This is a genomic window from Pseudomonas cavernae, assembly GCF_003595175.1.
In the GTDB taxonomy this organism is placed as follows: domain Bacteria; phylum Pseudomonadota; class Gammaproteobacteria; order Pseudomonadales; family Pseudomonadaceae; genus Aquipseudomonas; species Aquipseudomonas cavernae.
Genome location: NZ_CP032419.1, coordinates 4,557,299 through 4,580,251, shown reverse-complemented (window position 1 = coordinate 4,580,251; position 22,953 = coordinate 4,557,299). Strand labels below are relative to the sequence as shown.

The following is a 22,953-nucleotide window of genomic DNA, read 5'->3' as shown; positions in this document are numbered from 1 at the left end:
GTGGGGCGACGAGTGTAAACCGCGAGTGGCTGCGGTCGGTAGCCGCGTGCGGCCGCGAAAGCCTATAATGCCGGCCTTTTCCGTGAGCATTTGTGGAGCTGGTGATGGCCGAACGTACGGCGTCCGTCGAACGCAACACCCTGGAAACCCAGATCAAGGTTTCGATCAACTTGGATGGCACTGGCAAGGCGCGCTTCGCCATCGGCGTGCCATTCCTCGAGCACATGCTCGAGCAGATCGCCCGTCATGGCCTGATCGACCTGGACATCGAGTGCCAGGGCGATCTGCATATCGACGACCACCACACCGTCGAAGATGTCGGTATCACCCTCGGCCAGGCCTTCACCAAGGCCATCGGCGACAAGAAGGGTATGACCCGTTACGGTCACTCCTATGTGCCGCTGGACGAAGCGTTGTCGCGCGTGGTGATCGACTTCTCCGGCCGTCCCGGCCTGCAGATGCACGTGCCGTTCACCCGCGCGGTGGTCGGCGGCTTCGACGTCGACCTGTTCCAGGAGTTCTTCCAGGGCTTTGTCAACCACGCTCTGGTCAGCCTGCACATCGACAACCTACGCGGGCACAACACCCACCACCAGATCGAGACGGTGTTCAAGGCCTTCGGCCGCGCGCTGCGCATGGCCGTCGAACTGGACCCGCGCATGGCCGGGCAGATGCCGTCGACCAAGGGCATGCTCTGATGCAAAGCGTTGCCGTAATCGACTATGGCATGGGCAACCTGCACTCGGTGGCCAAGGCCCTCGAGCATGTCGGTGCCGGGCGGGTGCAGATCACCAGCGATGCGCAGGTGATTCGTGAGGCCGACCGCGTGGTGTTCCCCGGCGTCGGCGCGATTCGCGACTGCATGGCCGAGATCCGCCGCCTCGGTTTCGACAGCTTGGTCCGCGAAGTCAGCCAGGACCGGCCGTTCCTCGGCATCTGCGTCGGCATGCAGGCGCTGCTCGAGCGCAGCGAGGAGAACGATGGGGTCGACTGCATCGGCCTGTTCCCCGGCCAGGTGCGCTTCTTCGGCAAGGATCTGGTCGAGGACGGCGAGGCCCTGAAAGTGCCGCACATGGGCTGGAACGAAGTCGCGCAGAGCCTCGACCACCCGCTCTGGCACGATATTCCGGACCTGGCGCGCTTCTACTTCGTGCACAGCTACTACATCGAGGCTGGCAATCCGCGCCAGGTCGCCGGCCGCGGCCACTACGGCAAGGACTTCGCCGCCGCGCTGGCCGAGGGCTCGCGCTTCGCCGTGCAGTTCCACCCGGAGAAGAGCCATACCCACGGCCTGCAATTGCTGCAGAACTTCGCCGCCTGGGATGGTCGCTGGTGAGCCGCGCCAAGAAGCCGCCGATCCTGGCGCTGGACGCCGCCCAGGAGCGGGCCGCATTGCAGAGTATCAAACGCTTCCTCGAGGAGCGCTTCGAGCTGCAGCTGGGTTCCTTCGAGGTGCAGGAAGTGCTCGAGTTGTTCACCCGCGAAGTGGCGCCACACTTTTACAACAAGGCGATTGCCGATGTGCAGGCGCACCTGGCCGACAGGTTCCAGAGCATCGAAAGCGACTTGTGGGCGCTCGAGAAGAGCTGACCCGTCCTAACCGAACTCAAGACTCAAACAGGTTTCCGCGATGCTGATTATTCCCGCTATCGATCTCAAGGACGGCGCCTGCGTGCGTCTACGCCAGGGCCGCATGGACGACTCCACGGTGTTCTCCGACGACCCGGTGAGCATGGCCGCCAAGTGGGTGGACGGCGGCTGCCGGCGCCTGCACCTGGTCGACCTGAATGGCGCCTTCGAGGGCCAGCCGGTCAACGGTGAAGTGGTCACCGCCATCGCCAAGCGCTACCCGCAACTGCCGATCCAGATCGGCGGCGGCATCCGCTCGCTGGAAACCATCGAGCACTACGTCAAGGCCGGGGTCGGCTATGTGATCATCGGCACCAAGGCGGTCAAGCAGCCGGAGTTCGTCAGCGAGGCGTGCAAGGCCTTCCCCGGCAAGGTGATCGTCGGCCTGGATGCCAAGGACGGCTTCGTCGCCACCGACGGCTGGGCGGAAATCAGCCAGGTGCAGGTCATCGACCTGGCCAAGCGTTTCGAGGCCGATGGCGTCGCCGCCATCGTCTACACCGACATCGCCAAGGACGGCATGATGCAGGGCTGCAACGTGCCCTTCACCGCCGCCCTGGCCAACGCCACGAAGATTCCGGTGATCGCCTCCGGCGGCATCCACAACCTCGGCGACATCCAGGCCCTGCTGGACGCCAAGGCCCCGGGCATCATCGGCGCGATCACCGGCCGGGCGATCTACGAAGGCACCCTGGACGTCGCCGAAGCGCAGGCGCTGTGCGACAGCTACAAGGGTTAATCTGAACGTAGGGTAGGGTGGAAAACCGCGAAGCGTTTTCCACCGATCGATGGTGGACAAGCAAAGCGTTGTCCACCCTACAAGTCGCGAGAGCACCGCAATGGCACTGGCAAAACGCATCATCCCCTGCCTCGACGTCGACAACGGCCGCGTGGTCAAGGGCGTCAAGTTCGAGAACATCCGCGACGCCGGCGACCCGGTGGAGATCGCCCGCCGCTACGACGAGCAGGGCGCCGACGAGATCACCTTCCTCGACATCACCGCCAGCGTCGATGGCCGCGACACTACCCTGCACACCGTCGAGCGCATGGCCAGCCAGGTGTTCATCCCGCTCACCGTCGGCGGCGGCGTGCGCACCGTGCAGGACATCCGCAACCTGCTGAATGCCGGCGCCGACAAGGTGTCGATCAACACCGCTGCGGTGTTCACCCCGGAATTCGTCGGCGAGGCGGCCGACCGTTTCGGCTCGCAGTGCATCGTCGTCGCCATCGACGCCAAGAAGGTTTCCGCCCCCGGCGAACCCCCGCGCTGGGAAATCTTCACCCATGGCGGGCGCAAGCCGACCGGTCTCGATGCGGTGGCCTGGGCGAAGAAGATGGAAGACCTCGGCGCCGGCGAGATCCTCCTGACCAGCATGGATCAGGACGGCGTCAAGCGCGGCTACGACCTCGGTGTCACCCGCGCCATCAGCGACACCGTGGGTATCCCGGTGATCGCCTCCGGCGGCGTCGGCAACCTCGAACACCTGGCCGCCGGCATCCTCGAAGGCAAGGCCTCAGCCGTGCTGGCGGCGAGCATCTTCCACTTCGGCGAATACACCGTGCCGGAGGCCAAGGCCTATTTGGCCAGTCGTGGCATCGTGGTGCGCTGAGCCGCGGTTTAGAGCGGGCGCTGAGCGCGGTTCTTGCCTACTATTGAGCTCCGCGAGCGCAGTGAGCTGCGCTCCAGCACCTTTCCGATCCCTCTGACTTAGGTAGTGGCTTATGTTGAAACGCCTGCTGCTCACGTTTGCCGGCACCTTGCTGGTGCTCTCCACCGCCGCGCGCGCCGAAGTGGACGAAAACTACAGCGTGGTCCTGCTGACCGAGAACTTCCCGCCCTACAACATGGCGATCAACGGCAAGAACTTCGCCCAGGAAGACAACATCGACGGCATCGCCGCCGACATCGTGCGCGAGATGTTCAAGCGCGCCGGGATCAAGTACAGCCTGACCCTGCGCTTCCCCTGGGACCGCATCTACAAGCTGGCGTTGGAGAAGCCGGACTACGGCGTGTTCGTCACCGCCCGTCTGCCGGAGCGCGAGCAGCTGTTCAAGTGGGTCGGTCCGATCGGTCCGGACGACTGGGTGCTGCTGGCCAAGAGCGACAGCCCGATCACCCTCGGCAGCCTGGAGCAGGCCAAGCAGTACAAGATCGGCGCCTACAAGGGCGATGCCATCGCCGAGTACCTGACCCAGCACAAGCTGGAGCCGATCACCGCGCTGCGCGACCAGGAGAATGCCAAGAAGCTCGAGAGCGGGCAGATCGACCTGTGGGCCAGCGGCGATCCGGCCGGGCGCTACCTGGCCAAGCAGGAGGGCGTGTCCGGGCTGAAGACCGTGCTGCGCTTCAACAGCGCCGAGCTGTTCCTGGCGCTGAACAAGGATGTGCCGGACGAGGTGGTGCAGAAGCTCCAGGCCGCGCTGGAGCAGATGCGTGCCGAGGGCTTCGTTGATGACATCCTCAACAGCTATCTGTAAGAACCTGTCTCGGATCTGCTGCGCGTCGGCCAAACGGCGTTAAAAACGGCTTCGGAATGCTCATTTACAACTCGTAAACTCCGCATCCTCAGCCGTTTTGCCTTGTATGACTCTAGCTCGCGAGATCCGAAACAGGTTCTAAGGCCGATGGGCCCATAAAAAACCCGGACCAAGGCCCGGGTTTTTTGTTTCTGCAGTCGCTCCGCCGGTTTAGCCGCCGCGGGTGACGTTGAGGCCCTTGAGCAGGTTGAGCGCCTGGCCGAGCTGGAAGTCGTCGTCCTGTGGGCGCGGCATGGCGGCCGCCTTCTTGGCGCTCGGTTTGTCTGCGCCGCCGTTGCCGTTGCCGAGGTGGCCGGCCAGGTCGGCTTCCTTGTAGATCTCGCCATCCTGCTCGCGGGTGATCTTGGCGCGGGTCACTTCGATGTCCGGAATGATGCCCTGGGCCTGGATCGAGCGGCCGTTGGGGGTGAAGTACAGCGCGGTGGTGATCTTCAGCGCGCGCTCGTTGCTCAGCGGCAGCACGGTCTGCACCGAGCCCTTGCCGAAGCTGTCGGTGCCCATCAGGATCGCGCGCTTGTGGTCCTGCAGGGCGCCGGCGACGATCTCCGAGGCCGAGGCGCTGCCGCCGTTGATCAGCACCACCAGCGGCACGCCTTCGCTGGCGTCGGCCGGGTCGGCGGAGAAGCGCAGCTCGGAATTGGCGATGCGGCCCTTGGTGTAGACGATCAGACCCTTCTTGAGGAAGTGGTCGGCGACCTCCACTGCCGACTGCAGCACGCCGCCGGGGTTGTTGCGCAAGTCGAGGACCAGGCCGCGCAGCTTCTTGCCGTCGTTGTCCTTGCGCAGCTTGGCCAGGGCCTTGCCGATTTCCTCGCCGGTGTTGACCTGGAACTGGGTGATGCGCAGGTAGCCGTAGTTGGCTTCGAGCAGCTGGCTCTTGACGCTCTTGACCTTGATCACCGCGCGGGTCAGCTCCAGGTCGAAGGGCTGGCCGCCTTCGCGCACCAGGGTCAGTTGGATCTTCTGCCCCGGCTTGCCGCGCATCTTGTCCACCGCTTCCATCATCGACAGGCCCTTGGTCGGCTGGCCGTCGATCTTGATGATCAGGTCGCCGGGCTGGATGCCGGCCTTGGACGCCGGGGTGTCGTCGATCGGCGACACCACCTTGACGAAGCCGTCTTCGATACCGACCTCGATGCCCAGGCCGCCGAACTCGCCGCTGGTGCTTTCCTGCAGTTCCTGGAAGTCCTCGGGGCCGAGATAGGCCGAGTGCGGGTCGAGGTTGCTGAGCATGCCCTTGATCGCATTTTCCAGCAGGGTCTTGTCGTCCACCGGCTCGACATAGGCGGCTTTCACTCGGTCGAGGACCTCGGCGAAGGTGCGCAGTTCATCCAGCGGCAGCGGCGCCTTGTCCTTGGCGGCGGCGTCGACCGCCGGCGGGCTCGACTCGGCGGCTGGCAGCAGCGGCGCGCCTAGCAGCAGCGCAAGCGCGGCAGCCAGGGAAGTGAGGCGGGGCAAATGCGGCATGTGAGACTGACTCCTAAATAATGTGCGGCGCTACCAAGACGCGAGCTTCCTAGCCCTGCGCGCGGCACCACTGAGCGGGGTCGCTGGGGCGGCCCTGCTGACGAATCGCAAAATACAGGGCCGGGGCGTCTTGCCCGCCACTGGTGCCAACGGTGGCGATCGGCTCGCCGGCCTTGACGATATCGCCGGCATCTTTCAACAGACTCTGATTATGGCCGTAGAGGCTCAGGTAGCCGTTGCCATGATCCAGAATGACCAGAAGCCCGGCGCCGCGCAACCAGTCGGCGAACACCACCCGGCCGCCGTGCACGGCGCGCACTTGGCTGCCGGCGCTGGCGCCGATCAGCACGCCGTCCCAGGTGCTGCGCGCGTCGCCGCCGCGCGGGGCACCGTAGCGGGCCACCAGACGGCCGCTGACCGGCCACGGCAGCTTGCCGCGCGCCTGGCCGAACGGCCCGCCGTAATTGGCGCCGCTGCTGGACACCAGCGGCCCGGCAGCGGCCGGCTTGGCCTTGCTTGGCGGCTGGCTGGCGGCCAGACGCTGCTCGGCCAGCGCGCGCTGACGGGCGGCTTCGGCGGCGGCCTTGGCTTCGCGCTCCTGGCGGGCCAGGGTTTCCTCGATGGTTTTCAGCACGCGGCCGAGCTCGGCCTGGTTCTGCTCGCGGGCCTTGAGCTTGCGGCTGCGTTCGCTGGACTGCTGGTTCAGTTGCGCCAGGGCCAGCTGGCGCTCCTTGCGCACCTGCGCCAGCTGCTCACGGCGGCCGTCGAGGGCGCTTTTCTGTTCGTTCAGGCGGCTTTGCTGGGTGGCGATGTCCTGCTCGACATTGGCCAGCTGGCGCAGCGTTTCATTGAAGGTGTTGAGCTGGTCGACCCGCGCCTGGCCGAGGTATTCGTAGTAGGTGAGGGTGCGCGAGAACTGCGCCGGCTGCTGCTGGTTGAGCAGCAGACGCAGGGGCTCCTGATTGCCGGCCTGATAGGCGGCGCGGGCCTGGATGCCGATCAGGCGCTGCTGTTCATGGCGCGCGCTGTCGAGTTTTTTTTTCTCGTCATCCAGGCGCTGCAGCTCGGTCTCGCTGTCCTTCAGCTCGTCCTGCAGGGACTTGACCTGCTTTTCCAGGTCGCCCATCTCGGTTTCGGTGTGGCGCAGCTGTTTCTGCACGCCGGATTTTTCCTGCTCGACCTGGTTGAGCAGTTTTTTCAGCTCGTTGATGTCTTTGCGCGCCGCTTCCAGCTGCTGCTGGGTTTCCGCGCGCTGATCGGCCATGGCCGGGCTGAGCAAGCAGAGGCAAAGAAGGGCAAGCAGGGCACGAGGCATGGGGCGTGTGACACCGAGGAGGGAGGACCGGCCTAGTATGCCCGCGGAGCGTGGCAAAAAAAACGCCCGTGCCGCGGATGGCGGGCGTGGGCGCGGATCTGCAGGGTGCCGCAACGGCTGCCTGGAAACGCCGAAGCCCCGGCACTGGCCGGGGCTTCGCTAGGCGCGGGCGAGGTTATTGCAGCTCGATGATGCTGGTGCCGGTCATTTCCGCCGGCTGCGCCAGGCCCATCAGCTTGAGCATGGTCGGCGCTACGTCGGCCAGCACGCCGCCTTCGCGCAGACTAAGCGGGCGTTTGCCGACATAGATGAAGGGGACCGGTTCGCAGGTATGGGCGGTGTGCACCTGACCGGTGCACTCGTCTTCCATCTGTTCGACGTTGCCGTGGTCGGCGGTGATCAGTGCCTCGCCGCCGACCTTGTCCAGCGCGGCGACGATGCGGCCGACGCAGCCGTCCAGGCATTCCACCGCGGCCACCGCGGCGGCGAACACGCCGGTGTGGCCGACCATGTCGCCGTTGGCGTAGTTGACGATGATCACGTCGTGACGCTGCTGCTCGATGGCCTCGACGATGCGGTCGGTGACTTCCAGGGCGCTCATCTCCGGCTTGAGGTCGTAGGTGGCGACGTTCGGCGACGGAATGAGGATGCGCTCTTCGCCTTCGAACGGCTCTTCGCGGCCGCCGGAGAAGAAGAAGGTGACGTGGGCGTATTTTTCGGTCTCGGCGATGCGCAGCTGGGTCTTGCCATGCTTCGCCAGGTATTCGCCGAGCACGTTGTCCAGGCTGGCCGGGGCGAAGGCGCTGGGCGCCTGGATGCTGGCGGCGTACTGGGTGAGCATGATGTAGCCGGCCAGCTGCGGCTGGCGGGCGCGGGCGAATTCCTGGAAGTCCGGCTCGACGAAGGCGCGGGTCAGCTCGCGCGCGCGGTCGGCGCGGAAGTTCATGAACACCACGGCGTCGCCGTCTGCCACCGGCGCCGGCGCGCCGATGCGGGTGGCCTTGACGAACTCGTCGCTCTCGCCGCGCGCATAGGCGGCCTCCAGGCCCTCGACGGCGCTGGCGGCGCTGAACTCGGCCTGGCTGTCGACGATCAGGTTGTAGGCCTGGGCGACGCGGTCCCAGCGGTTGTCGCGGTCCATGGCGAAGTAGCGGCCGATGAGGCTGGCGGTGCGGCCCTTGCCGAGGCGGGCGAAGGTGGCGTCGAGCAGTTCCAGCGACGGCTGGGCGCTCTTCGGCGGAGTGTCGCGCCCGTCGAGGAAGGCGTGCAGGTAGATCTTCTCGGCGCCGCGCTGGGCGGCCAGTTCGGCCATGGCCACCAGATGGTCCTGGTGGCTGTGCACGCCGCCATCGGAGAGCAGACCGAGGATGTGCACGGCCTTGCCGGTGGCCACGGCCTGGTCGACCGCGCCGTTGATCACGGCGTTCTGGAAGAACTCGCCGTCACGGATCGCCTTGGTCACCCGGGTGAAGTCCTGGTACACCACGCGGCCGGCGCCGAGGTTCATGTGGCCGACCTCGGAGTTACCCATCTGCCCGTCCGGCAGGCCAACATCCATGCCGCTGCCGGAAATCAGGCTGTGCGGCTGAGTCGCCCACAGGCGGTCGTAGACCGGCGTGCGGGCGGCATGGATGGCGTTGTATTCGGGGCTGTCGCTGTGACCGAAGCCGTCGAGGATGATCAGAACCAGCGGTTTTGGCGTAGCAGTCATGGGGTCGACTCGGTTGCGCTAAGGGGGTGAAAAAAAGAGCGGCATTTTAAAGCCAAGTTCCGTTGGCGTCACCGCCGGACGGGGTTTGGCCGACCTTTGGGCCTGTGTATACTGGCCGCCATTTTACGGTTGTGGAACCACGTGATGCTTGCCCACCTGATTGAATTTGTCTCTAACCACTATGTACTGAGCGGATTGTTCGCCGTGCTGCTGGCGCTGTTGATCGTCACCGAACTGAACAAGGGCGGCAAAAGCCTGAGCAGCCGCGAGCTCACCGCGCTGGTCAACAGCGACGGCGGCCTGGTGGTCGACGTGCGCAGCAGCAAGGACTTCGCCAGCGGGCACATCGTCGATGCGCTGAGCATCCCCTACGACAAGCTCGTCGCGCGCATGAGCGAGCTGGACAAGCACAAGGCCAAGACCCTGATCGTGGTCGATGCCATGGGCCAGCATGCCGGCACCGCTTGCCGCGAGCTGAAGAAGGCCGGCTTCAACGCCGCCAAGCTGGGCGGCGGGATAGGCAGCTGGCGCGCCGACAATCTGCCGCTGGTGAAGTGAGATGCCCAGCGTCGTCGTCTATTCCAGCGACTGGTGCCCCTACTGCATGCGCGCCAAGCAACTGCTGGCGAGCAAGGGCGTGGCCTTCGAGGAAATCAAAGTCGATGGCCAGCCGCAGCTGCGCGCCGAGATGAGCCACAAGGCCGGGCGCACTTCGGTGCCGCAAATCTGGATCGGCAGCACCCATGTCGGTGGCTGCGATGACCTCTACGCCCTGGAGCGCGCCGGCAAGCTGGACGCGCTGCTCGAGGCCTGAATGTTCACCCCGTACAAACCCGTATAAGAAGAAGGCTCCGCTATGACCGATCAAGTAACCAGTGGCGCTGCTCCGGACGAGCAGAACCCGCAGTTCTCCCTGCAGCGCATCTATGTCCGCGACCTGTCCTTCGAGGCGCCGAAGAGCCCGGAAATCTTCCGCCAGGAGTGGAACCCGAGCGTCGCGCTGGATCTGAACACTCGCCAGAAGGCCCTGGAAGGCGACTTCCATGAAGTGGTGCTGACCCTCTCGGTAACGGTCAAGACCGGTGAAGAAGTCGCCTTCATCGCCGAAGTGCAGCAGGCCGGCATCTTCCTGATCAAGGGCCTGGACCCGGCGTCCATGAGCCACACCCTCGGCGCGTTCTGCCCGAACATCCTCTTCCCCTACGCGCGCGAAACCCTGGACAGCCTGGTGGTGCGCGGCTCGTTCCCGGCGCTGATGCTGTCGCCGGTGAACTTCGATGCCCTGTATGCCCAGGAACTGGCGCGCATGCAGGCCGCCGGCACGGCGCCGGCCCAGGCCTAAGCCCCGACCGGGTATCAAACGCCGCTTTTTAGCGGCGTTTTTTATGGGCGCCGACAAGGTGCGAGTAGCCGTAGGATGGGTTGAGCGAAGCGATACCCATGGGCATCGGCATGATGGGTATCGTCGCTACGCTCCTCAACCCATCTTACGCCCCGGCGAAACCCTGCTGGCGCCAGGCCTCATACACCGTCACCGCCACGGTGTTGGACAGGTTCAGGCTGCGGCAGCCGGGGCGCATCGGCAGGCGCAGGCGCTGTTCCGGCGGCAGCGCGTTGCGCACCTCTTCCGGCAGGCCGCGGCTTTCCGGGCCGAACAGGAAGGCGTCGCCGGGGCGGTACTGGACTTCGTGGAAGGCGTGCGAGCCCTTGGTGGTGAAGGCGAACAGGCGCGGCTGGCCGAGACTCTGCAGGCAGCTGGCGAGGTCGGGGTGGCGCTGTACCTGGGCGTACTCGTGGTAGTCCAGACCGGCGCGGCGCAGGCGCTTGTCGTCCAGTTCGAAGCCGAGCGGCTCGATCAGGTGCAGGCTGCAACCGCTGTTGGCGCACAGCCTGATAATGTTGCCGGTATTCGGTGGAATTTCCGGTTGAAAAAGGATGACGTGAAACATGCACGGCTCCGCGCTTGAGGACGGGCGGCATTCTACTCCCGAGGACCCGCGCCCGCAGTTGCGTTGGCGTTTTCTCGCCGCCCTGGCGTTGCTCGGCCTGCTGGTCGGGCTGATGCTCGGCCGCCTGAGCAGCCCCGAGCCGGTGAGTCTCGAACGGGTGGAGGTGCAGGCCGGCGGCCTGGTGCTGTGGTTCAACCGTGAGGCGCAGGTGCACGGCGAGCACGTGCAGGGTGCGCTGCTGCTGCGGATCGATGCCGAGGGTGAGGCTCGCCGCGGCCAGTTGCAACTGAACGGCAAGGCGGTGAATTGGCGAGTGGGGCGGGGCGCGCAGGGCTTGCTGCTGAATCTGGTCGCTGCCCGCCCGTTGCGCGGCGAATGGCACGGCGCAACGGCGGACGGGCGGTGGCGGCTGACGATCAGCCTGCGGGCGGAATAAAAGAGGGGATTCCCCGGCCTGCCTGTACCAAGGTCCCCGAAACTGGCTGTGCTCTATCCTATGCAGAGCATGTGCCAGTTTTATTACGATGGCGCCAGGGCTCGAATTTATTGGGCTGCAGCCGCGTTGCGGGTTTTTCGCCGGCCATTAAGGCGCTGCGTTTGAACCGCGGGGGTGCATCGCGTGCACCCCGCGCGCCGGCAATGAGCATCCGGCTAGGTTACGAGTGGCGGGCGGAGAAACGCAAAAGCGGGCCAGTGGCCCGCTTTTGCGTGGTTCAGGGGCGCGCCTCAGGCGTCGTCGCCCTCGTCGTCATCGCCGCCGGCGACCTTCATGCCCAACTCCTTGATCTTGCGCGTCAAGGTATTGCGGCCCCAGCCGAGCAGCACGGCGGCGTCGCGACGGCGGCCGGCGGTGTGCTTGAGCGCGGTCTCGATCATGATCCGCTCGAATGCCGGCACGGCATTGTCCAGCAGGCTCGACTGGCCGCGCGCCAGGGCCTGGTCGGCCCACTGGCGCAGCGCCTGCTCCCAGTTGGTCACCGGCGCGCTGTCTTGCTGCTGGGTCAACAGCTCCGGCGGCAGGTCGTCGATATGCACTTCGCGCCCGGAGGCCATCACCGTGATCCAGCGGCAGGTGTTTTCCAGCTGGCGTACGTTGCCCTGCCAGGGCAGGTTCTTCAGGTAGTCCTCGGTCTCGACCTTGAGCAGCTTGGGCTCGACGGCCAGCTCCTGGGCGGCGCGGCTGAGGAAATGGCGGGCGAGGGTGGGGATGTCCTCGCGGCGGTCGGACAGGCGCGGGATATGGATGCGGATGACGTTGAGGCGGTGGAACAGGTCCTCGCGGAACTTGCCGGCCTGCACCAGCGACTCGAGGTTCTGGTGGGTGGCGGCGATGATGCGCACGTCGACCTTGACCGGGGTATGCCCGCCGACCCGGTAGAACTCGCCGTCGGCCAGCACGCGCAGCAGGCGGGTCTGGGTATCGGCCGGCATGTCGCCGATCTCGTCGAGGAACAGGGTGCCGCCGTCGGCCTGCTCGAAGCGTCCGCGGCGCTGATTGGTGGCGCCGGTGAAGGCGCCTTTCTCATGGCCGAATAGCTCGGATTCCATCAGATCCTTGGGGATCGCCGCCATGTTCAGGGCGATGAACGGTGCGGCCGCGCGCGGGCTGTGGCGGTGCAGGGCGTGGGCGACCAGCTCCTTGCCGGTGCCGGACTCGCCGTTGATCAGCACGGTGATGTTGGAGTGCGAGAGGCGGCCGATGGCGCGGAACACCTCCTGCATGGCCGGCGCCTCGCCGATGATTTCTGGCGTGCGTGCCAGTGCGGCGGGTGCCTCCAGGCCCTGTTGCTCCTGGGCGTGCTGGAAGGCGCGCTTGACCAGCGACACCGCTTCGTCGACGTCGAACGGCTTGGGCAGGTACTCGAAGGCGCCGCCCTGGTAGGAGGCCACGGCGCTGTCCAGATCGGAGTGCGCGGTCATGATGATCACCGGCAGGCGCGGATGCAGCTCGCGAATCCGCGCCAGCAGATCGAGGCCGCTGGCGCCCGGCATGCGGATGTCGGAGATGATCACGTCCGGCTGCTGGCGGCCGAGGCGGTTGATCAGACCGTCGGCGCTGTCGAAGCTGGTGGTGTCCATGCCTTCCTGTTGCAGGGCTTTTTCCAGTACCCAGCGGATCGAGCGGTCGTCATCGACAATCCAGACGGTTTCACTGCGGCTCATGACGGGCTGACTCCTTGTTCCAGCGGCAGGAAGATCGAGAACACGGTGTGGCCGGGGTGGCTCTCGCACTCGATCAGGCCTTGGTGCTGACTGATGATGTTCTGGGTGATGGCCAGCCCCAGCCCGGTACCGTCCGGGCGGCCACTGACCATGGGATAGAAGATGGTGTCCTGCAGCTCGGCCGGAATGCCCGGGCCGTTGTCGATGATCTCGACCTTGGTCACCAGGCGATGGCGGGTATGGCCGATGGTGAACTGGCGCAGGGTGCGGGTGCGCAAGGTGATACGGCCGAGGCGCAGCTCGTTCTGCGTGCCGATGGCCTGCATGGCGTTGCGGACGATGTTGAGCACCGCCTGAATCATCTGTTCGCGGTCGATGCGCACGTCCGGGATGCTCGGGTCGTAGTCGCGCACCAGGGTGATGCCGCCCTGGCTTTCCGCCTCGACCAGGCTGCCGACCCGCTCCAGCACCTCGTGGACGTTGGTCGGTGCCAGGTTCGGCAGTTTGTTCGAGCCGAGCATGCGATCGACCAGATTGCGCAGGCGGTCGGCCTCTTCGATGATCACGTTGGTGTAGTCGCGCAGGCTCTCTTCCGGCAGCTCGCGGGCCAGCAACTGGGCGGCGCCGCGGATGCCGCCGAGCGGGTTCTTGATCTCGTGGGCCAGGCCGCGCACCAGCAGCTTGGTGGTTTCCTGCTTGGACAGCTGCGCCTCTTCCTTGGTGATGCGCAGCAGCCGGTCGCGCGGCAGGACTTCCAGCAGCAACAGGGTCTCGCCGCGGTTGAGGATCGGCGTGACCGAGTAATCGACGGTCAGGGTCTGCCCGGTCAGGGCGGTCAGCACCGCTTCGCGCTTGTTGAACGGGTGCGCCTGCTCGACGGCCTGACGCAGGGATGCCAGGGCCTCGGGCGACTCGGTGAACAGTTCGCTGATGAATTGTCCGTGGCTGCGCTGACCGCTGACGGCCAGGAGCATCTCGGCCGCCGGATTCATGTACTCGAGGCGCAGTTCGGCGTTGAGCAGCAGGGTCGCGGTGGTCAGGTTGTCGAGCAGCAGGCGGTGCAGTGCGTCGTTAATGGTCATAGGCAGCTTCCGGAGTTGGGTCGGAAAATGCAAAAAACAAACCAAAGCCCCGAAAAGACGCGGGAAAACCAGGCTGCTTAGCGTTTGCGGCCGCATTCCGGCGCGATGGGGCGCTGGTGGTGAACCATTATGGTGAGCGTACAGAAAGTGGTGCAGGATGTCGCACTGTTATGGTGCGAATCCTGCCGGGCTCACATGAAGGGGACGAGGGGGATGTCGGGCTCTTCGGCCGGCTTGTCCTGCAGTCGGCATTCCGGGCGCGCGCCGTAATCCTCGTGCTTGCACGGCTTGATCCGGCGCTTTTGCGCCAGCGAGGCGCGCAGGATATGCACCGGCTGGTTGGGGGTACGCTCCAGCGTGCGGCCTTCGGCGTCACGGATTTCCACCGCCAGCTGGTGGCTGCCGCGTTCCAGGTTGCTCAGCGGGAACACCGGGCTGCGGCTGGGCTCGCTGGCGGGCCGGCCATCCAGCAGCACCTGGTAGTTATGCCCGGGAAGCAGGCCGGGCTCGCTGGTGGCGGTGACGATCAGATCGCCGGAAGTGCCGTTCTGGATGGTCGCGTCCGGCTCCGGCACCAGAATGCGCAGCAATTGGTAGCTCGGCACCGTGACCGGGGCGGCCGGAGCCGGAGCCGGCGGCGCGGCATTGGGCCGTTGGCCGCCCATGCTGTTGGCCGGCGTCAGTTGCAGGCGCTGGGCATTGCCGGGGTGGGGGCGGTCGGTGAACACCCGGTTGCCTTCGGCGTCGAGGTAGGTGTAGACCTCGGCCATGGCCGGCAGGCCGAGCAGGAGCAGGCAGAAGAGCGTAAGGCGCATGAGTCAGGGCGTGGCTCGGGGGGTGGGGGCTGGCGGGCGCAGCGCCGGGCTGCTGGTGTTGACGCGCTGCACGGTGAAGGTCTCGGTCGCGCTCTGCTGGATCGCTTGGTCGCCGCTGAGGACTTCCACCGCCAGGCTGTGTTCGCCGCGCGCGATGTTGGTCAACTGCAGGCTCGTCACCTGGCTCGGCGCGCCATAGGGCTGGCCGTCGAGGAGCAGGCGCAGACTATGGCCGGGTTGCAGGCGCGGTTGTAGCTCGACGCTGACGCTGAAGGTGCCGCTGTTGGCGCGCAAGGCCGCCTCATCGGGAAGGTTGGCCAGGCGCAGCTGGCGGTAGGGCGCTTGCTCGGCCTGAACATTCTGCCCGGCGTCGCCGGCCGCCGCGCTTGGCGCCTGCATCTCCACGGTATTGGGCGGCGGCAATTCGACCGTCTCGCTCTTAACGCCGTGCGGTGGCTGGTTGGTGTACACCGTATTGCCCTTGGCGTCGGTGTATTTGTAGATCTGCGCGCTGGCCGGCAGGGTCAGTGCCAGCATCAGGCAGGCAATCGGCAAACGCATGCGTGTGCTCCTCGGGTGGACTGCGCTAAGCCTTGCATCGCCGGGCGTGACTGGCAAGGGAAAAGGCCGCGGCGGCGGCGCGCGTGGCCGACCTTGCGCAGTGGTCGGCAATCCCGCCGCTGAGTGGGCTGGCGAACTCGGAATGATCCTAGGTTCGACTCGGGGGTTTCCGATAGAACGCAAGGCATAAAAAAGGCCTCCCGAAGGAGGCCTCATGTTCAGCAGAGCCGGATCAGACGCTGTAGTACAGGTCGTATTCCAGCGGGTGCACGAAGGTGCGCACCTTGATTTCTTCTTCGCTCTTCAGCTCGATGTAGGCATCGATGAAGTCGTCGGTGAACACGCCGCCCTTGGTCAGGAACGCACGGCCCTTGTCCAGCTCTTCCAGCGCCTCTTTCAGGCTGCCGCAAACCTGCGGGATCTCTTTCGCCTCTTCCGGCGGCAGGTCGTACAGGTTCTTGTCGGCGGCATCGCCGGGGTGGATCTTGTTCTGGATACCGTCCAGACCGGCCATCAGCAGCGCGGCGAAGGCCAGGTAGGGGTTGGCAGCCGGGTCCGGGAAGCGCGCCTCGATGCGACGGGCTTTCGGGCTAGAAACGTACGGGATGCGGATCGAGGCGGAACGGTTGCGGGCCGAGTAGGCCAGCATGACCGGAGCTTCGAAGCCCGGAACCAGACGCTTGTAGGAGTTGGTCGCCGGGTTGGTGAAGCCGTTCAGGGCTTTACCGTGCTTGATGATGCCGCCGATGAAGTACAGGGCGGTCTCGGACAGGCCGGCATAGCCTTCGCCGGAGAAGGTGTTCTTGCCATCTTTGGATATGGACATGTGCACGTGCATGCCCGAGCCGTTGTCGCCGTACAGCGGCTTCGGCATGAAGGTCGCGGTCTTGCCATAGGCGTCGGCGACGTTGTGCACGCAGTACTTCAGGGTCTGAACTTCGTCAGCCTTGGCGACCAGGGTGTTGAACCTCACGCCGATTTCGTTCTGACCGGCAGTCGCCACCTCGTGGTGGTGAACTTCGATGACCAGGCCCATTTCTTCCATGGCATTACACATGGCGGTACGGATTTCGTGGTCGTGGTCGCACGGCGGAACCGGGAAGTAGCCGCCTTTGACGGCCGGACGGTGGCCCTTGTTGCCGCCTTCGACGTCCTGGTCGGTCATCCACGAGCCTTGCTCGGAGATGATCTTGAACATCGAGCCGGAGATGTCGGACTTGAACTTCACTTCGTCGAAGATGAAGAACTCAGGCTCCGGGCCCACGAATACGGTGTCACCGATGCCGGTGGTCTTCAGGTATTCCTCGGCGCGCTTGGCGATGGAGCGCGGGTCGCGGTCGTAGCCTTGCATGGTGCTCGGCTCGATGATGTCGCAGACCAGGATCAGGGTCGGCTCTTCGGTGAACGGGTCGAGCACGGCAGTTTCGTCGACCGGCAGCAGGATCATGTCGGAGGCTTCGATGCCTTTCCAGCCATGGATGGACGAGCCGTCGAACATCTTGCCGTGTTCGAAGAAGTCTTCGTCCAGAGCATCACGGGCCGGCATGGTCACGTGGTGCTGCTTGCCTTTGGTGTCGGTGAAGCGCAGGTCTACCCACTTCACATCGTTATCTTTAATCAGTTGAAGCGCCTTCGACATGATGTCCTCCAGAAGGTAAAGGCTTAACGATTAGCCTCTGAGTAATAAAGTTGAAGCCGGGGCGGCATACTCCGCCAGGGCAGTCTGCCTCACAAGGGAGCAAATTGCGTGCCAGTGCTCCAGGTTGGGAGCGAGCCCTGAAACTCAGGCGTGGCGGGGGTTGCGATGGCGCGTGGCGCGTCCTGATGCACTATTGTGGGGCTGGCTGATTTTTGCCCGCCTCATGTTGGTGCGTCGGTTGGGCGGCTATACGATAGTTGATTAAACCTTGAGCAATTTCGGCTATAATCCGCGCCCCTGTTTTTCGACCTCGCCCGCGCGCGCTGTTTTCATGAAACTGATCGTCAAAGTCTTCCCGGAAATCACCATCAAGAGCCGCCCGGTGCGTAAGCACTTCATCCGGCAGCTGGCGAAGAACATTCGCACGGTGTTGCGCGACCTCGATCCCAAGCTGGAGGTGAGCGGCGCCTGGGACAACCTGGAAGTGCAGACCGCGCTGAGCGAGCCGAAGGTGCTGCGCGAGATGATCGAGCGGCTGCGCTGTACGCCGGGCATCGGTCAGTTCCTCGAGGTGCACGAATACCCGCTGGGTGACCTCGACGACATCGTCGAGAAGTGCAAACGTCATTACGCCGACCAGCTACTGGGCAAGATCTTCGCCGTGCGCTGCAAGCGTGCCGGCAAGCATGACTTCACTTCCATGGACGTCGAGCGCCATGTCGGTAGCCAGCTGCGCCAGCAGTGTGGCGCCGCCGGCATCGCGCTGAAGAAGCCGGAAGTCGAAGTGCGCATGGAGATCCGCGACCAGCGCCTGTTCGTCGTGCATAAACAGCACGACTGCATCGGCGGCTATCCGCTGGGCACCATCGAACACTGCCTGGTGCTGATGTCCGGCGGTTTCGACTCCACCGTGGCGGCCTATCAGATGATGCGCCGCGGCCTGGTCAGCCACTTCTGCTTCTTTAATCTGGGCGGCCGTGCCCACGAGCTGGGGGTGATGGAAGTCGCCCATTACCTGTGGGACAAGTACGGCCGTTCGCAACGCGTGCTGTTCGTGTCGGTGCCGTTCGAGGAAGTGGTTGGCGAGATTCTCGGCAAGGTCGACAATAGCCACATGGGCGTGATCCTCAAGCGCATGATGCTGCGCGCCGCCACCGACATCGCCGAGCGCTTGAAGATCGATGCGCTGGTCACCGGCGAGGCGATCTCCCAGGTGTCCAGCCAGACCCTGCCGAACCTAGCGGTGATCGACGCGGCGACCGAAAAGCTGGTGATGCGTCCGCTGATCGCCGCCCACAAGCAAGACATCATCGATACCGCTTACGAGATTGGCACCGCCGAATTCGCCAAGCACATGCCGGAATACTGCGGCGTCATCTCGGTCAACCCGACCACCAAGGCCAAGCGCGACCGCGTCGAATACGAGGAGCGCCAGTTCGACATGGCGGTGCTCGAACGAGCGCTGGAGCGCGCGCGGCTGGTGGCCATCGACCGGGTGATCGACGAGCTGGGCGAGGATGTGCAGGTCGAGGAGCTGGCCGAGGCGCTGCCGGGGCAGATCGTCCTCGACATCCGCCACCCGGATGCCGCCGAAGACCAGCCGCTCACGCTTCCCGGCATCGAGGTGCAGGCGCTGCCGTTCTTCGCCCTCAACAGTCGCTTCAAGAACCTGGATGACACCCGCCAGTACCTGCTGTATTGCGACAAGGGTGTGATGAGTCGCCTGCATGCCCATCATTTGCTCAGCGAGGGGCATGCCAATGTGCGCGTTTATCGTCCGGCTTAAACAGCCGGGGCTGCTTGGCGGCAGTATCCGCCATCGCCCCCCCGACCCGAGCTGAATCACTGCATTGCTTTTCATATTGGCCGCCCAGAATCGCGGCACCTGAATCCCTAATCGAGACGACATCGTGATCGAAAATCTCCGCAACATCGCCATCATCGCCCACGTCGACCATGGCAAAACCACCCTGGTCGACAAGCTGCTGCGCCTGTCCGGCACCCTGGACCGTAAAGAGCTGGAATCCGAGCGCGTGATGGACAGCAACGACCAGGAAAAAGAGCGCGGCATCACCATCCTGGCAAAAAACACCGCCCTGAAATGGAACGGCTACGACATCAACATCGTCGACACCCCCGGCCACGCCGACTTCGGCGGTGAAGTCGAGCGCGTGATGTCGATGGTCGACTCCGTGCTGCTGGTGGTCGATGCCCAGGACGGCCCGATGCCGCAGACCCGTTTCGTGACCCAGAAGGCGTTCAAGGCCGGCCTGCGTCCGATCGTCGTGGTCAACAAGATCGACCGTCCGGGCGCGCGTCCGGATTGGGTCATCGACCAGATCTTCGACCTGTTCGACAACCTCGGCGCCACCGAAGAGCAGCTGGACTTCCCGATCGTCTACGCCAGCGCCCTGAACGGCATCGCCGGCCTCGACCACGAAAAAATGGACGAGCACATGGATGCCCTGTTCCAGGCCATCGTCGACCACGTACCGACCCCGAATGTCGACGTCGACGGTCCGTTCCAGATGCAGATCTCTCAGCTGGACTACAACAGCTTCCTCGGAGTCATCGGTATCGGCCGTATCGCTCGCGGCAAGGTCAAAACCAACACCCCGGTGGTCGCCATCGGCGCCGACGGCAAGAAGCGTCAGGGCCGCATCCTGAAGATCATGGGTCACTCGGGTCTGCATCGCGTTGAAGTCGCCGAAGCCCAGGCTGGCGACATCGTCTGCGTCAGCGGCATGGACGAGCTGTACATCTCCGACACCCTGTGCGACATGAACAATGTCGAAGCCCTGCCGCCGCTGTCCGTCGACGAGCCGACCGTTTCCATGACCTTCCAGGTCAACGACTCGCCGTTCTGCGGTAAGGAAGGCAAGTTCGTCACCAGCCGCAACATCAAAGAGCGCCTGGAAAAAGAACTGCTGCACAACGTGGCCCTGCGCGTGCAGGAAGGCGACTCGGCCGACAAGTTCAAGGTCTCCGGCCGCGGCGAACTGCACCTCTCGGTACTGATCGAAACCATGCGTCGCGAAGGCTTCGAGATGGCGGTTGGTCGTCCGGAAGTGGTGATCAAGGAAGTCGACGGCGAGAAGCAGGAGCCCTACGAGAACGTCATCATCGACGTCGAGGAGCAGCACCAGGGTCCGATCATGGAGCAGATGGGGCTGCGTAAAGGCGACCTGACCAACATGGTGCCGGATGGCAAGGGTCGCATCCGCCTCGAGTACACCATCCCGGCGCGTGGCCTGATCGGTTTCCGTAACACCTTCCTGACCATGACCTCGGGCAGCGGCATCCTGACCTCGACCTTCAGCCACTACGGCGCGATCAAGTCGGGTGAAGTCGGCCACCGCCAGAACGGCGTGCTGGTCTCGATGGCTACCGGCAAGGCGCTGACCTACTCGCTGGAAACCCTGCAGGACCGCGGCAAGCTGTTCCTCGAGCCGGGCCAGGACATCTACGAAGGCCAGCTGGCCGGTATCCACAGCCGCGACAACGACCTGGTGATCAACCCCACCAAGGGCAAGAAGCTCGACAACATGCGTGCCTCCGGCAAGGATGAAGTCATCGCCCTGGTGCCACCGATCAAGTTCACCCTGGAGCAGGCGCTGGAGTTCATCGACGACGACGAGCTGGTGGAAGTGACGCCGAAGTCGATCCGTCTGCGCAAGAAAGTGCTCAACGAAAACGAGCGTAAGCGCGCCAGCAAGAACTGACCGCTAGCCGCTTGAAACAACGCCCCCGTCAGCCTGGCTGACGGGGGCGTTGTTGTTTCACCAGGGCAGTGTTGCGGCTGCCGTGGGTGTTAGCGGGGTGCGGAGGTCAGCTGCTCTGCTTCGGCTTGAACGCGCAGTAACCCGGGCGCGGGCCGATTTTCGGGTGGTTGCGGCAGGTGTCCGGGCGCTGCTCGTAGATGGTGCACAGGCGGCTCTTGCGGTCCAGGTACAGGCAGTCGTTGTTGCCCATGCGCACCAGGGTGTAGATCCCGGACTTCTGGCTGAACCGTTCGACCACGCCTTCTTTCATCAGGCGTTTGGCGATGTTTTTCGCCGGCTCGCTGCGCTCGAATTCCTGGACCAGGCCGATGCGCAGCAAATCGTTGAAGCGCACCTCCACCGGCATGGTGCAGCAGCTGGAGTGGCAGCTGCTGCACATGGTCTTCTCGTACTTGATCCAGGTTTCGGTGCGATCCAGTTCGGCGCCGATGATCAACAGCTTGTTCATGGTGATCCATGTCTGGGGAAGGTTGCGGGCCGGCATGATAGCGGGCGTGCCGGAAAAAGGAACGACCGTCCGCCGGTGCGGGCAAGAGCAAAACCCCCGGGCTTCGGGTATCTTTGCCAGATTCGACCCGGTCAGGAAAGACTGCGGCGTTCCTCGTGTAGTCCGGGTAGAAAAAGGAGAGGGTGTCGTGCTGAGCGTCTGCGTACAGTCCGGTTGGCAGTTTAGCCCGCCCTTGGCTCTGATCGGCGCAGTGAGCGCCGGCGTCTTCCTGGTGGCGCTCTGGGTCGCCCGGCAACCGTACTTTTCCGGTCGTGGCACCTTCGTCCTCCTCCACGCGGCGATGCTCTGGTGGCTGCTCGCCGCGGGCATCGAAATGGGTGTGCAGGGCGCCTCCTGCAAGGTGCTCTGGGCCAGCATGGCCTGGCCGGGAATCGCCGCCGTGCCGAGCCTGTGGGCCGTGTTCCTGTGGCAGTACGTCAATAGCATCCGCACACCGCTGCGGCCTGCGGCCTATCTGGCGCTGAGCATCGGTCCGCTGTTGGCTTGCGGGCTGGCGCTGGTCAACCCGGGACAACTGTTCTACGGCCCGCTGACCGCACCGCTGAATGGCCTGCCGGGCGCGCCGGTGCTGTACGAGCACGGTCCGCTGTTCAAGGCCGTGGCGGCCTACATCTATCTGTTCATGTTGTTCAGCCTGGCTGTGGTGCTGCGCGCGGCATTGGCCAGTCAAGGGCTGCATCGCCGTCATTATCTGGCTTTCGTGCTGGTCACCTGCGTGCCCTGGCTGGCCAACGCGGCGCACCTGCTGTACGGCTGGTCGCTGTTCGGTTTCGACCCGACGCCGTTCAGCTTCGCCTTCACCCTGATCGCGTTCACCCTGCTGATCACCGCCGTGCGCCTGTTCGATCTGGTGCCGGTGGCGCGTCACCTGCTGCTCGAGCAGCTGCCCGATCCGGTGCTGGTGGTGGATGCACAGGGGCGGGTGGTCGAAGCCAACCCGGCGGCGCTGTGCCTGAGTGGCGTGAGCGGCGGTTGGCAGGGGCGTCCGCTGCGGGACTGGCCGCTGCTCGGCGGCGAGTTGCAGCGCTTGCTCCAGCAGGGCGCGGAGACCGCCAACAGTGAACCGCTGCTGAGCCTGAGCGAACAGGCGCGCTACTTCGAGTTGCGCGTGCGCGGCATCGAGCGGATGACCCGAGCCGGTCCCTATAGCCTCGGGCAGATGCTCTATCTGCGCGATGTCACCCAGCGTCACCTCAGCGAGCTCAAGCTCGCCGAGGCGCTGGCGGTGAGCGAGGAACGTCTGCGCACCATCACCCAGTTGCATGGCCAGTTACAGGACCAGGCGCTGCGCGACCCGTTGACCCGGCTGTACAACCGCCGCTACCTCGACGAGTTCTTCGCCCGCGAACTGGCGCGCTGCCAGCGCGAGTGCAAGCCGATCGCCCTGGCGCTGATCGATCTGGATCACTTCAAGCGCCTCAACGACGAATACGGCCACCTGGTCGGCGACGATGTGCTGCGCGAAGTGGCGCAGCTGCTGACTGCCAGCCTGCGCAGTACCGATGCGGTGTTCCGCATCGGCGGCGAGGAATTCCTGCTGGTGTTGCCAGGGGCCGAGGCGGGCGAGGCGCACAAGCGGCTGAACAGCCTCTGCCAGCAACTGGCGGCCACGCCGGTGGCGACCCGCAGCGGCGCCCTGGGGGTCACCTTGTCCGCCGGCCTGGCGCATTGGCCGGCGCAGGGGCTGACGCTCGAGGCGCTGCTGCAGGCGGCCGACGCGGCGCTCTACGAGGCCAAGCGCAGTGGTCGTAATCAGGTCTGCGTGTTGGCGCGCTGAGGCACAAACGAACCATC

At 64.9% G+C, this 22,953-nt stretch carries 23 protein-coding genes; 13 read left to right on the top strand and 10 right to left on the bottom strand.

Annotated features, from left to right (window positions below):
- Positions 1–104 precede the first annotated feature (104 nt).
- The 6 genes from hisB (at position 105) to D3880_RS20805 (ending at position 4,107) form a co-directional block, all read left to right on the top strand.
- The gene (hisB, locus tag D3880_RS20830; RefSeq protein WP_119895325.1) at positions 105–698 is read left to right on the top strand and encodes an imidazoleglycerol-phosphate dehydratase HisB; all 594 of its coding nucleotides are present in this window, start codon (positions 105–107) and stop codon (positions 696–698) included.
- A complete protein-coding gene (gene hisH / locus D3880_RS20825; protein WP_119895324.1) occupies positions 698–1,336 on the top strand; it encodes an imidazole glycerol phosphate synthase subunit HisH in 639 nt (212 codons plus the stop codon). Before hisB ends, hisH begins: the two co-directional genes overlap by 1 nt.
- Entirely contained in the window at positions 1,333–1,590 is a 258-nt protein-coding gene (locus D3880_RS20820) for a DUF2164 domain-containing protein (protein ID WP_119895323.1), read from the top strand. The genes hisH and D3880_RS20820 overlap by 4 nt, the downstream gene beginning before the upstream one ends.
- A 40-nt stretch (positions 1,591–1,630) precedes the next feature.
- A complete protein-coding gene (hisA, locus tag D3880_RS20815) occupies positions 1,631–2,368 on the top strand; it encodes a 1-(5-phosphoribosyl)-5-[(5-phosphoribosylamino)methylideneamino]imidazole-4-carboxamide isomerase (protein ID WP_119895322.1) in 738 nt (245 codons plus the stop codon).
- 100 nt (positions 2,369–2,468) lie between these two features.
- On the top strand, positions 2,469–3,239 hold the full coding sequence (hisF, locus tag D3880_RS20810; RefSeq protein WP_119895321.1) for an imidazole glycerol phosphate synthase subunit HisF: 771 nt from the start codon (positions 2,469–2,471) through the stop codon (positions 3,237–3,239).
- A gap of 112 nt (positions 3,240–3,351) precedes the next feature.
- Complete coding sequence (locus D3880_RS20805) at positions 3,352–4,107, top strand: substrate-binding periplasmic protein (protein WP_119895320.1); 756 nt, start codon at positions 3,352–3,354, stop codon at positions 4,105–4,107.
- Between the two features lie 210 nt (positions 4,108–4,317).
- Here the strand turns inward: D3880_RS20805 and D3880_RS20800 are convergent, their stop codons facing one another.
- The 3 genes from D3880_RS20800 to gpmI form a co-directional block, all read right to left on the bottom strand.
- Positions 4,318–5,634: a S41 family peptidase gene (locus tag D3880_RS20800; RefSeq protein ID WP_119895319.1), complete on the bottom strand. Its 1,317-nt coding sequence runs from the start codon at positions 5,632–5,634 to the stop codon at positions 4,318–4,320.
- A gap of 49 nt (positions 5,635–5,683) precedes the next feature.
- Positions 5,684–6,949 carry a murein hydrolase activator EnvC family protein gene (locus tag D3880_RS20795; RefSeq protein ID WP_119895318.1) on the bottom strand — a complete coding sequence of 422 codons (1,266 nt, stop codon included), beginning with the start codon at positions 6,947–6,949 and terminating at the stop codon, positions 5,684–5,686.
- Between the two features lie 175 nt (positions 6,950–7,124).
- Positions 7,125–8,660, bottom strand: coding sequence for a 2,3-bisphosphoglycerate-independent phosphoglycerate mutase (gene gpmI / locus D3880_RS20790; RefSeq protein ID WP_119895317.1), 1,536 nt, complete (start codon positions 8,658–8,660; stop codon positions 7,125–7,127).
- 144 nt (positions 8,661–8,804) lie between these two features.
- Here gpmI and D3880_RS20785 point away from each other — a divergent pair, with 144 nt between their 5' ends.
- Genes D3880_RS20785 through secB form a run of 3 tightly spaced genes read left to right on the top strand, consistent with a single transcriptional unit; the run spans position 8,805 to position 10,002 of the window.
- The gene (locus D3880_RS20785; RefSeq protein WP_119895316.1) at positions 8,805–9,218 is read left to right on the top strand and encodes a rhodanese-like domain-containing protein; all 414 of its coding nucleotides are present in this window, start codon (positions 8,805–8,807) and stop codon (positions 9,216–9,218) included.
- Between the two features lies 1 nt (position 9,219).
- Positions 9,220–9,474 carry a glutaredoxin 3 gene (gene grxC, locus D3880_RS20780; RefSeq protein WP_119895315.1) on the top strand — a complete coding sequence of 85 codons (255 nt, stop codon included), beginning with the start codon at positions 9,220–9,222 and terminating at the stop codon, positions 9,472–9,474.
- Between the two features lie 42 nt (positions 9,475–9,516).
- Positions 9,517–10,002: a protein-export chaperone SecB gene (gene secB, locus D3880_RS20775; protein WP_119895314.1), complete on the top strand. Its 486-nt coding sequence runs from the start codon at positions 9,517–9,519 to the stop codon at positions 10,000–10,002.
- A 145-nt stretch (positions 10,003–10,147) separates the two neighbouring features.
- On the opposite strand, the gene trmL is transcribed toward secB, so the two are convergent.
- Positions 10,148–10,609, bottom strand: a complete 462-nt coding sequence (gene trmL / locus D3880_RS20770; protein ID WP_119895313.1) for a tRNA (uridine(34)/cytosine(34)/5-carboxymethylaminomethyluridine(34)-2'-O)-methyltransferase TrmL — start codon at positions 10,607–10,609, stop codon at positions 10,148–10,150.
- On the opposite strand from trmL, the gene D3880_RS20765 reads away from it, so the two are divergent.
- Positions 10,608–11,045, top strand: a complete 438-nt coding sequence (locus D3880_RS20765; protein WP_119895312.1) for a hypothetical protein — start codon at positions 10,608–10,610, stop codon at positions 11,043–11,045. The genes trmL and D3880_RS20765 overlap by 2 nt on opposite strands.
- 290 nt (positions 11,046–11,335) lie before the next feature.
- On the opposite strand, the gene ntrC is transcribed toward D3880_RS20765, so the two are convergent.
- The 5 genes from ntrC to glnA form a co-directional block, all read right to left on the bottom strand.
- Positions 11,336–12,772, bottom strand: coding sequence for a nitrogen regulation protein NR(I) (gene ntrC / locus D3880_RS20760; RefSeq protein WP_119895311.1), 1,437 nt, complete (start codon positions 12,770–12,772; stop codon positions 11,336–11,338).
- On the bottom strand, positions 12,769–13,854 hold the full coding sequence (gene glnL, locus D3880_RS20755; RefSeq protein ID WP_119895310.1) for a nitrogen regulation protein NR(II): 1,086 nt from the start codon (positions 13,852–13,854) through the stop codon (positions 12,769–12,771). The genes ntrC and glnL overlap by 4 nt, the downstream gene beginning before the upstream one ends.
- 191 nt (positions 13,855–14,045) lie before the next feature.
- Positions 14,046–14,669 carry a DUF4124 domain-containing protein gene (locus D3880_RS20750; protein WP_119895309.1) on the bottom strand — a complete coding sequence of 208 codons (624 nt, stop codon included), beginning with the start codon at positions 14,667–14,669 and terminating at the stop codon, positions 14,046–14,048.
- A gap of 3 nt (positions 14,670–14,672) precedes the next feature.
- Positions 14,673–15,230: a DUF4124 domain-containing protein gene (locus D3880_RS20745; protein WP_119895308.1), complete on the bottom strand. Its 558-nt coding sequence runs from the start codon at positions 15,228–15,230 to the stop codon at positions 14,673–14,675.
- A 232-nt stretch (positions 15,231–15,462) separates the two neighbouring features.
- Positions 15,463–16,869: a glutamate--ammonia ligase gene (glnA, locus tag D3880_RS20740; protein ID WP_119895307.1), complete on the bottom strand. Its 1,407-nt coding sequence runs from the start codon at positions 16,867–16,869 to the stop codon at positions 15,463–15,465.
- Positions 16,870–17,200: 331 nt separating this feature from the next.
- On the opposite strand from glnA, the gene thiI reads away from it, so the two are divergent.
- Entirely contained in the window at positions 17,201–18,655 is a 1,455-nt protein-coding gene (gene thiI / locus D3880_RS20735; protein WP_119895799.1) for a tRNA uracil 4-sulfurtransferase ThiI, read from the top strand.
- Between the two features lie 124 nt (positions 18,656–18,779).
- Complete coding sequence (gene typA / locus D3880_RS20730) at positions 18,780–20,591, top strand: translational GTPase TypA (RefSeq protein ID WP_119895306.1); 1,812 nt, start codon at positions 18,780–18,782, stop codon at positions 20,589–20,591.
- Positions 20,592–20,697: 106 nt separating this feature from the next.
- Here the strand turns inward: typA and D3880_RS20725 are convergent, their stop codons facing one another.
- Entirely contained in the window at positions 20,698–21,099 is a 402-nt protein-coding gene (locus D3880_RS20725) for a YkgJ family cysteine cluster protein (RefSeq protein ID WP_119895305.1), read from the bottom strand.
- Positions 21,100–21,286: 187 nt separating this feature from the next.
- On the opposite strand from D3880_RS20725, the gene D3880_RS20720 reads away from it, so the two are divergent.
- Entirely contained in the window at positions 21,287–22,936 is a 1,650-nt protein-coding gene (locus D3880_RS20720; protein WP_420800842.1) for a histidine kinase N-terminal 7TM domain-containing diguanylate cyclase, read from the top strand.
- The last annotated feature ends 17 nt before the right edge of the window (positions 22,937–22,953 follow it).

Excerpts from the sequence above, each read along its gene's own strand:
- hisF (WP_119895321.1), top strand. The coding sequence starts at position 2,469 with ATGGCACTGGCAAAACGCATCATCCCCTGCCTCGACGTCGACAACGGC.
- thiI (WP_119895799.1), top strand. The coding sequence starts at position 17,201 with ATGAAACTGATCGTCAAAGTCTTCCCGGAAATCACCATCAAGAGCCGC.
- hisA (WP_119895322.1), top strand. The coding sequence starts at position 1,631 with ATGCTGATTATTCCCGCTATCGATCTCAAGGACGGCGCCTGCGTGCGT.
- D3880_RS20725 (WP_119895305.1), bottom strand. The coding sequence starts at position 21,099 with ATGAACAAGCTGTTGATCATCGGCGCCGAACTGGATCGCACCGAAACC.
- D3880_RS20765 (WP_119895312.1), top strand. The coding sequence starts at position 10,608 with ATGCACGGCTCCGCGCTTGAGGACGGGCGGCATTCTACTCCCGAGGAC.
- secB (WP_119895314.1), top strand. The coding sequence starts at position 9,517 with ATGACCGATCAAGTAACCAGTGGCGCTGCTCCGGACGAGCAGAACCCG.
- gpmI (WP_119895317.1), bottom strand. The coding sequence starts at position 8,660 with ATGACTGCTACGCCAAAACCGCTGGTTCTGATCATCCTCGACGGCTTC.
- D3880_RS20795 (WP_119895318.1), bottom strand. The coding sequence starts at position 6,949 with ATGCCTCGTGCCCTGCTTGCCCTTCTTTGCCTCTGCTTGCTCAGCCCG.
- D3880_RS20745 (WP_119895308.1), bottom strand. The coding sequence starts at position 15,230 with ATGCGTTTGCCGATTGCCTGCCTGATGCTGGCACTGACCCTGCCGGCC.
- D3880_RS20800 (WP_119895319.1), bottom strand. The coding sequence starts at position 5,634 with ATGCCGCATTTGCCCCGCCTCACTTCCCTGGCTGCCGCGCTTGCGCTG.
- hisH (WP_119895324.1), top strand. The coding sequence starts at position 698 with ATGCAAAGCGTTGCCGTAATCGACTATGGCATGGGCAACCTGCACTCG.
- hisB (WP_119895325.1), top strand. The coding sequence starts at position 105 with ATGGCCGAACGTACGGCGTCCGTCGAACGCAACACCCTGGAAACCCAG.
- glnL (WP_119895310.1), bottom strand. The coding sequence starts at position 13,854 with ATGACCATTAACGACGCACTGCACCGCCTGCTGCTCGACAACCTGACC.
- grxC (WP_119895315.1), top strand. The coding sequence starts at position 9,220 with ATGCCCAGCGTCGTCGTCTATTCCAGCGACTGGTGCCCCTACTGCATG.
- glnA (WP_119895307.1), bottom strand. The coding sequence starts at position 16,869 with ATGTCGAAGGCGCTTCAACTGATTAAAGATAACGATGTGAAGTGGGTA.
- D3880_RS20785 (WP_119895316.1), top strand. The coding sequence starts at position 8,805 with ATGCTTGCCCACCTGATTGAATTTGTCTCTAACCACTATGTACTGAGC.
- D3880_RS20805 (WP_119895320.1), top strand. The coding sequence starts at position 3,352 with ATGTTGAAACGCCTGCTGCTCACGTTTGCCGGCACCTTGCTGGTGCTC.
- D3880_RS20750 (WP_119895309.1), bottom strand. The coding sequence starts at position 14,669 with ATGCGCCTTACGCTCTTCTGCCTGCTCCTGCTCGGCCTGCCGGCCATG.
- ntrC (WP_119895311.1), bottom strand. The coding sequence starts at position 12,772 with ATGAGCCGCAGTGAAACCGTCTGGATTGTCGATGACGACCGCTCGATC.
- trmL (WP_119895313.1), bottom strand. The coding sequence starts at position 10,609 with ATGTTTCACGTCATCCTTTTTCAACCGGAAATTCCACCGAATACCGGC.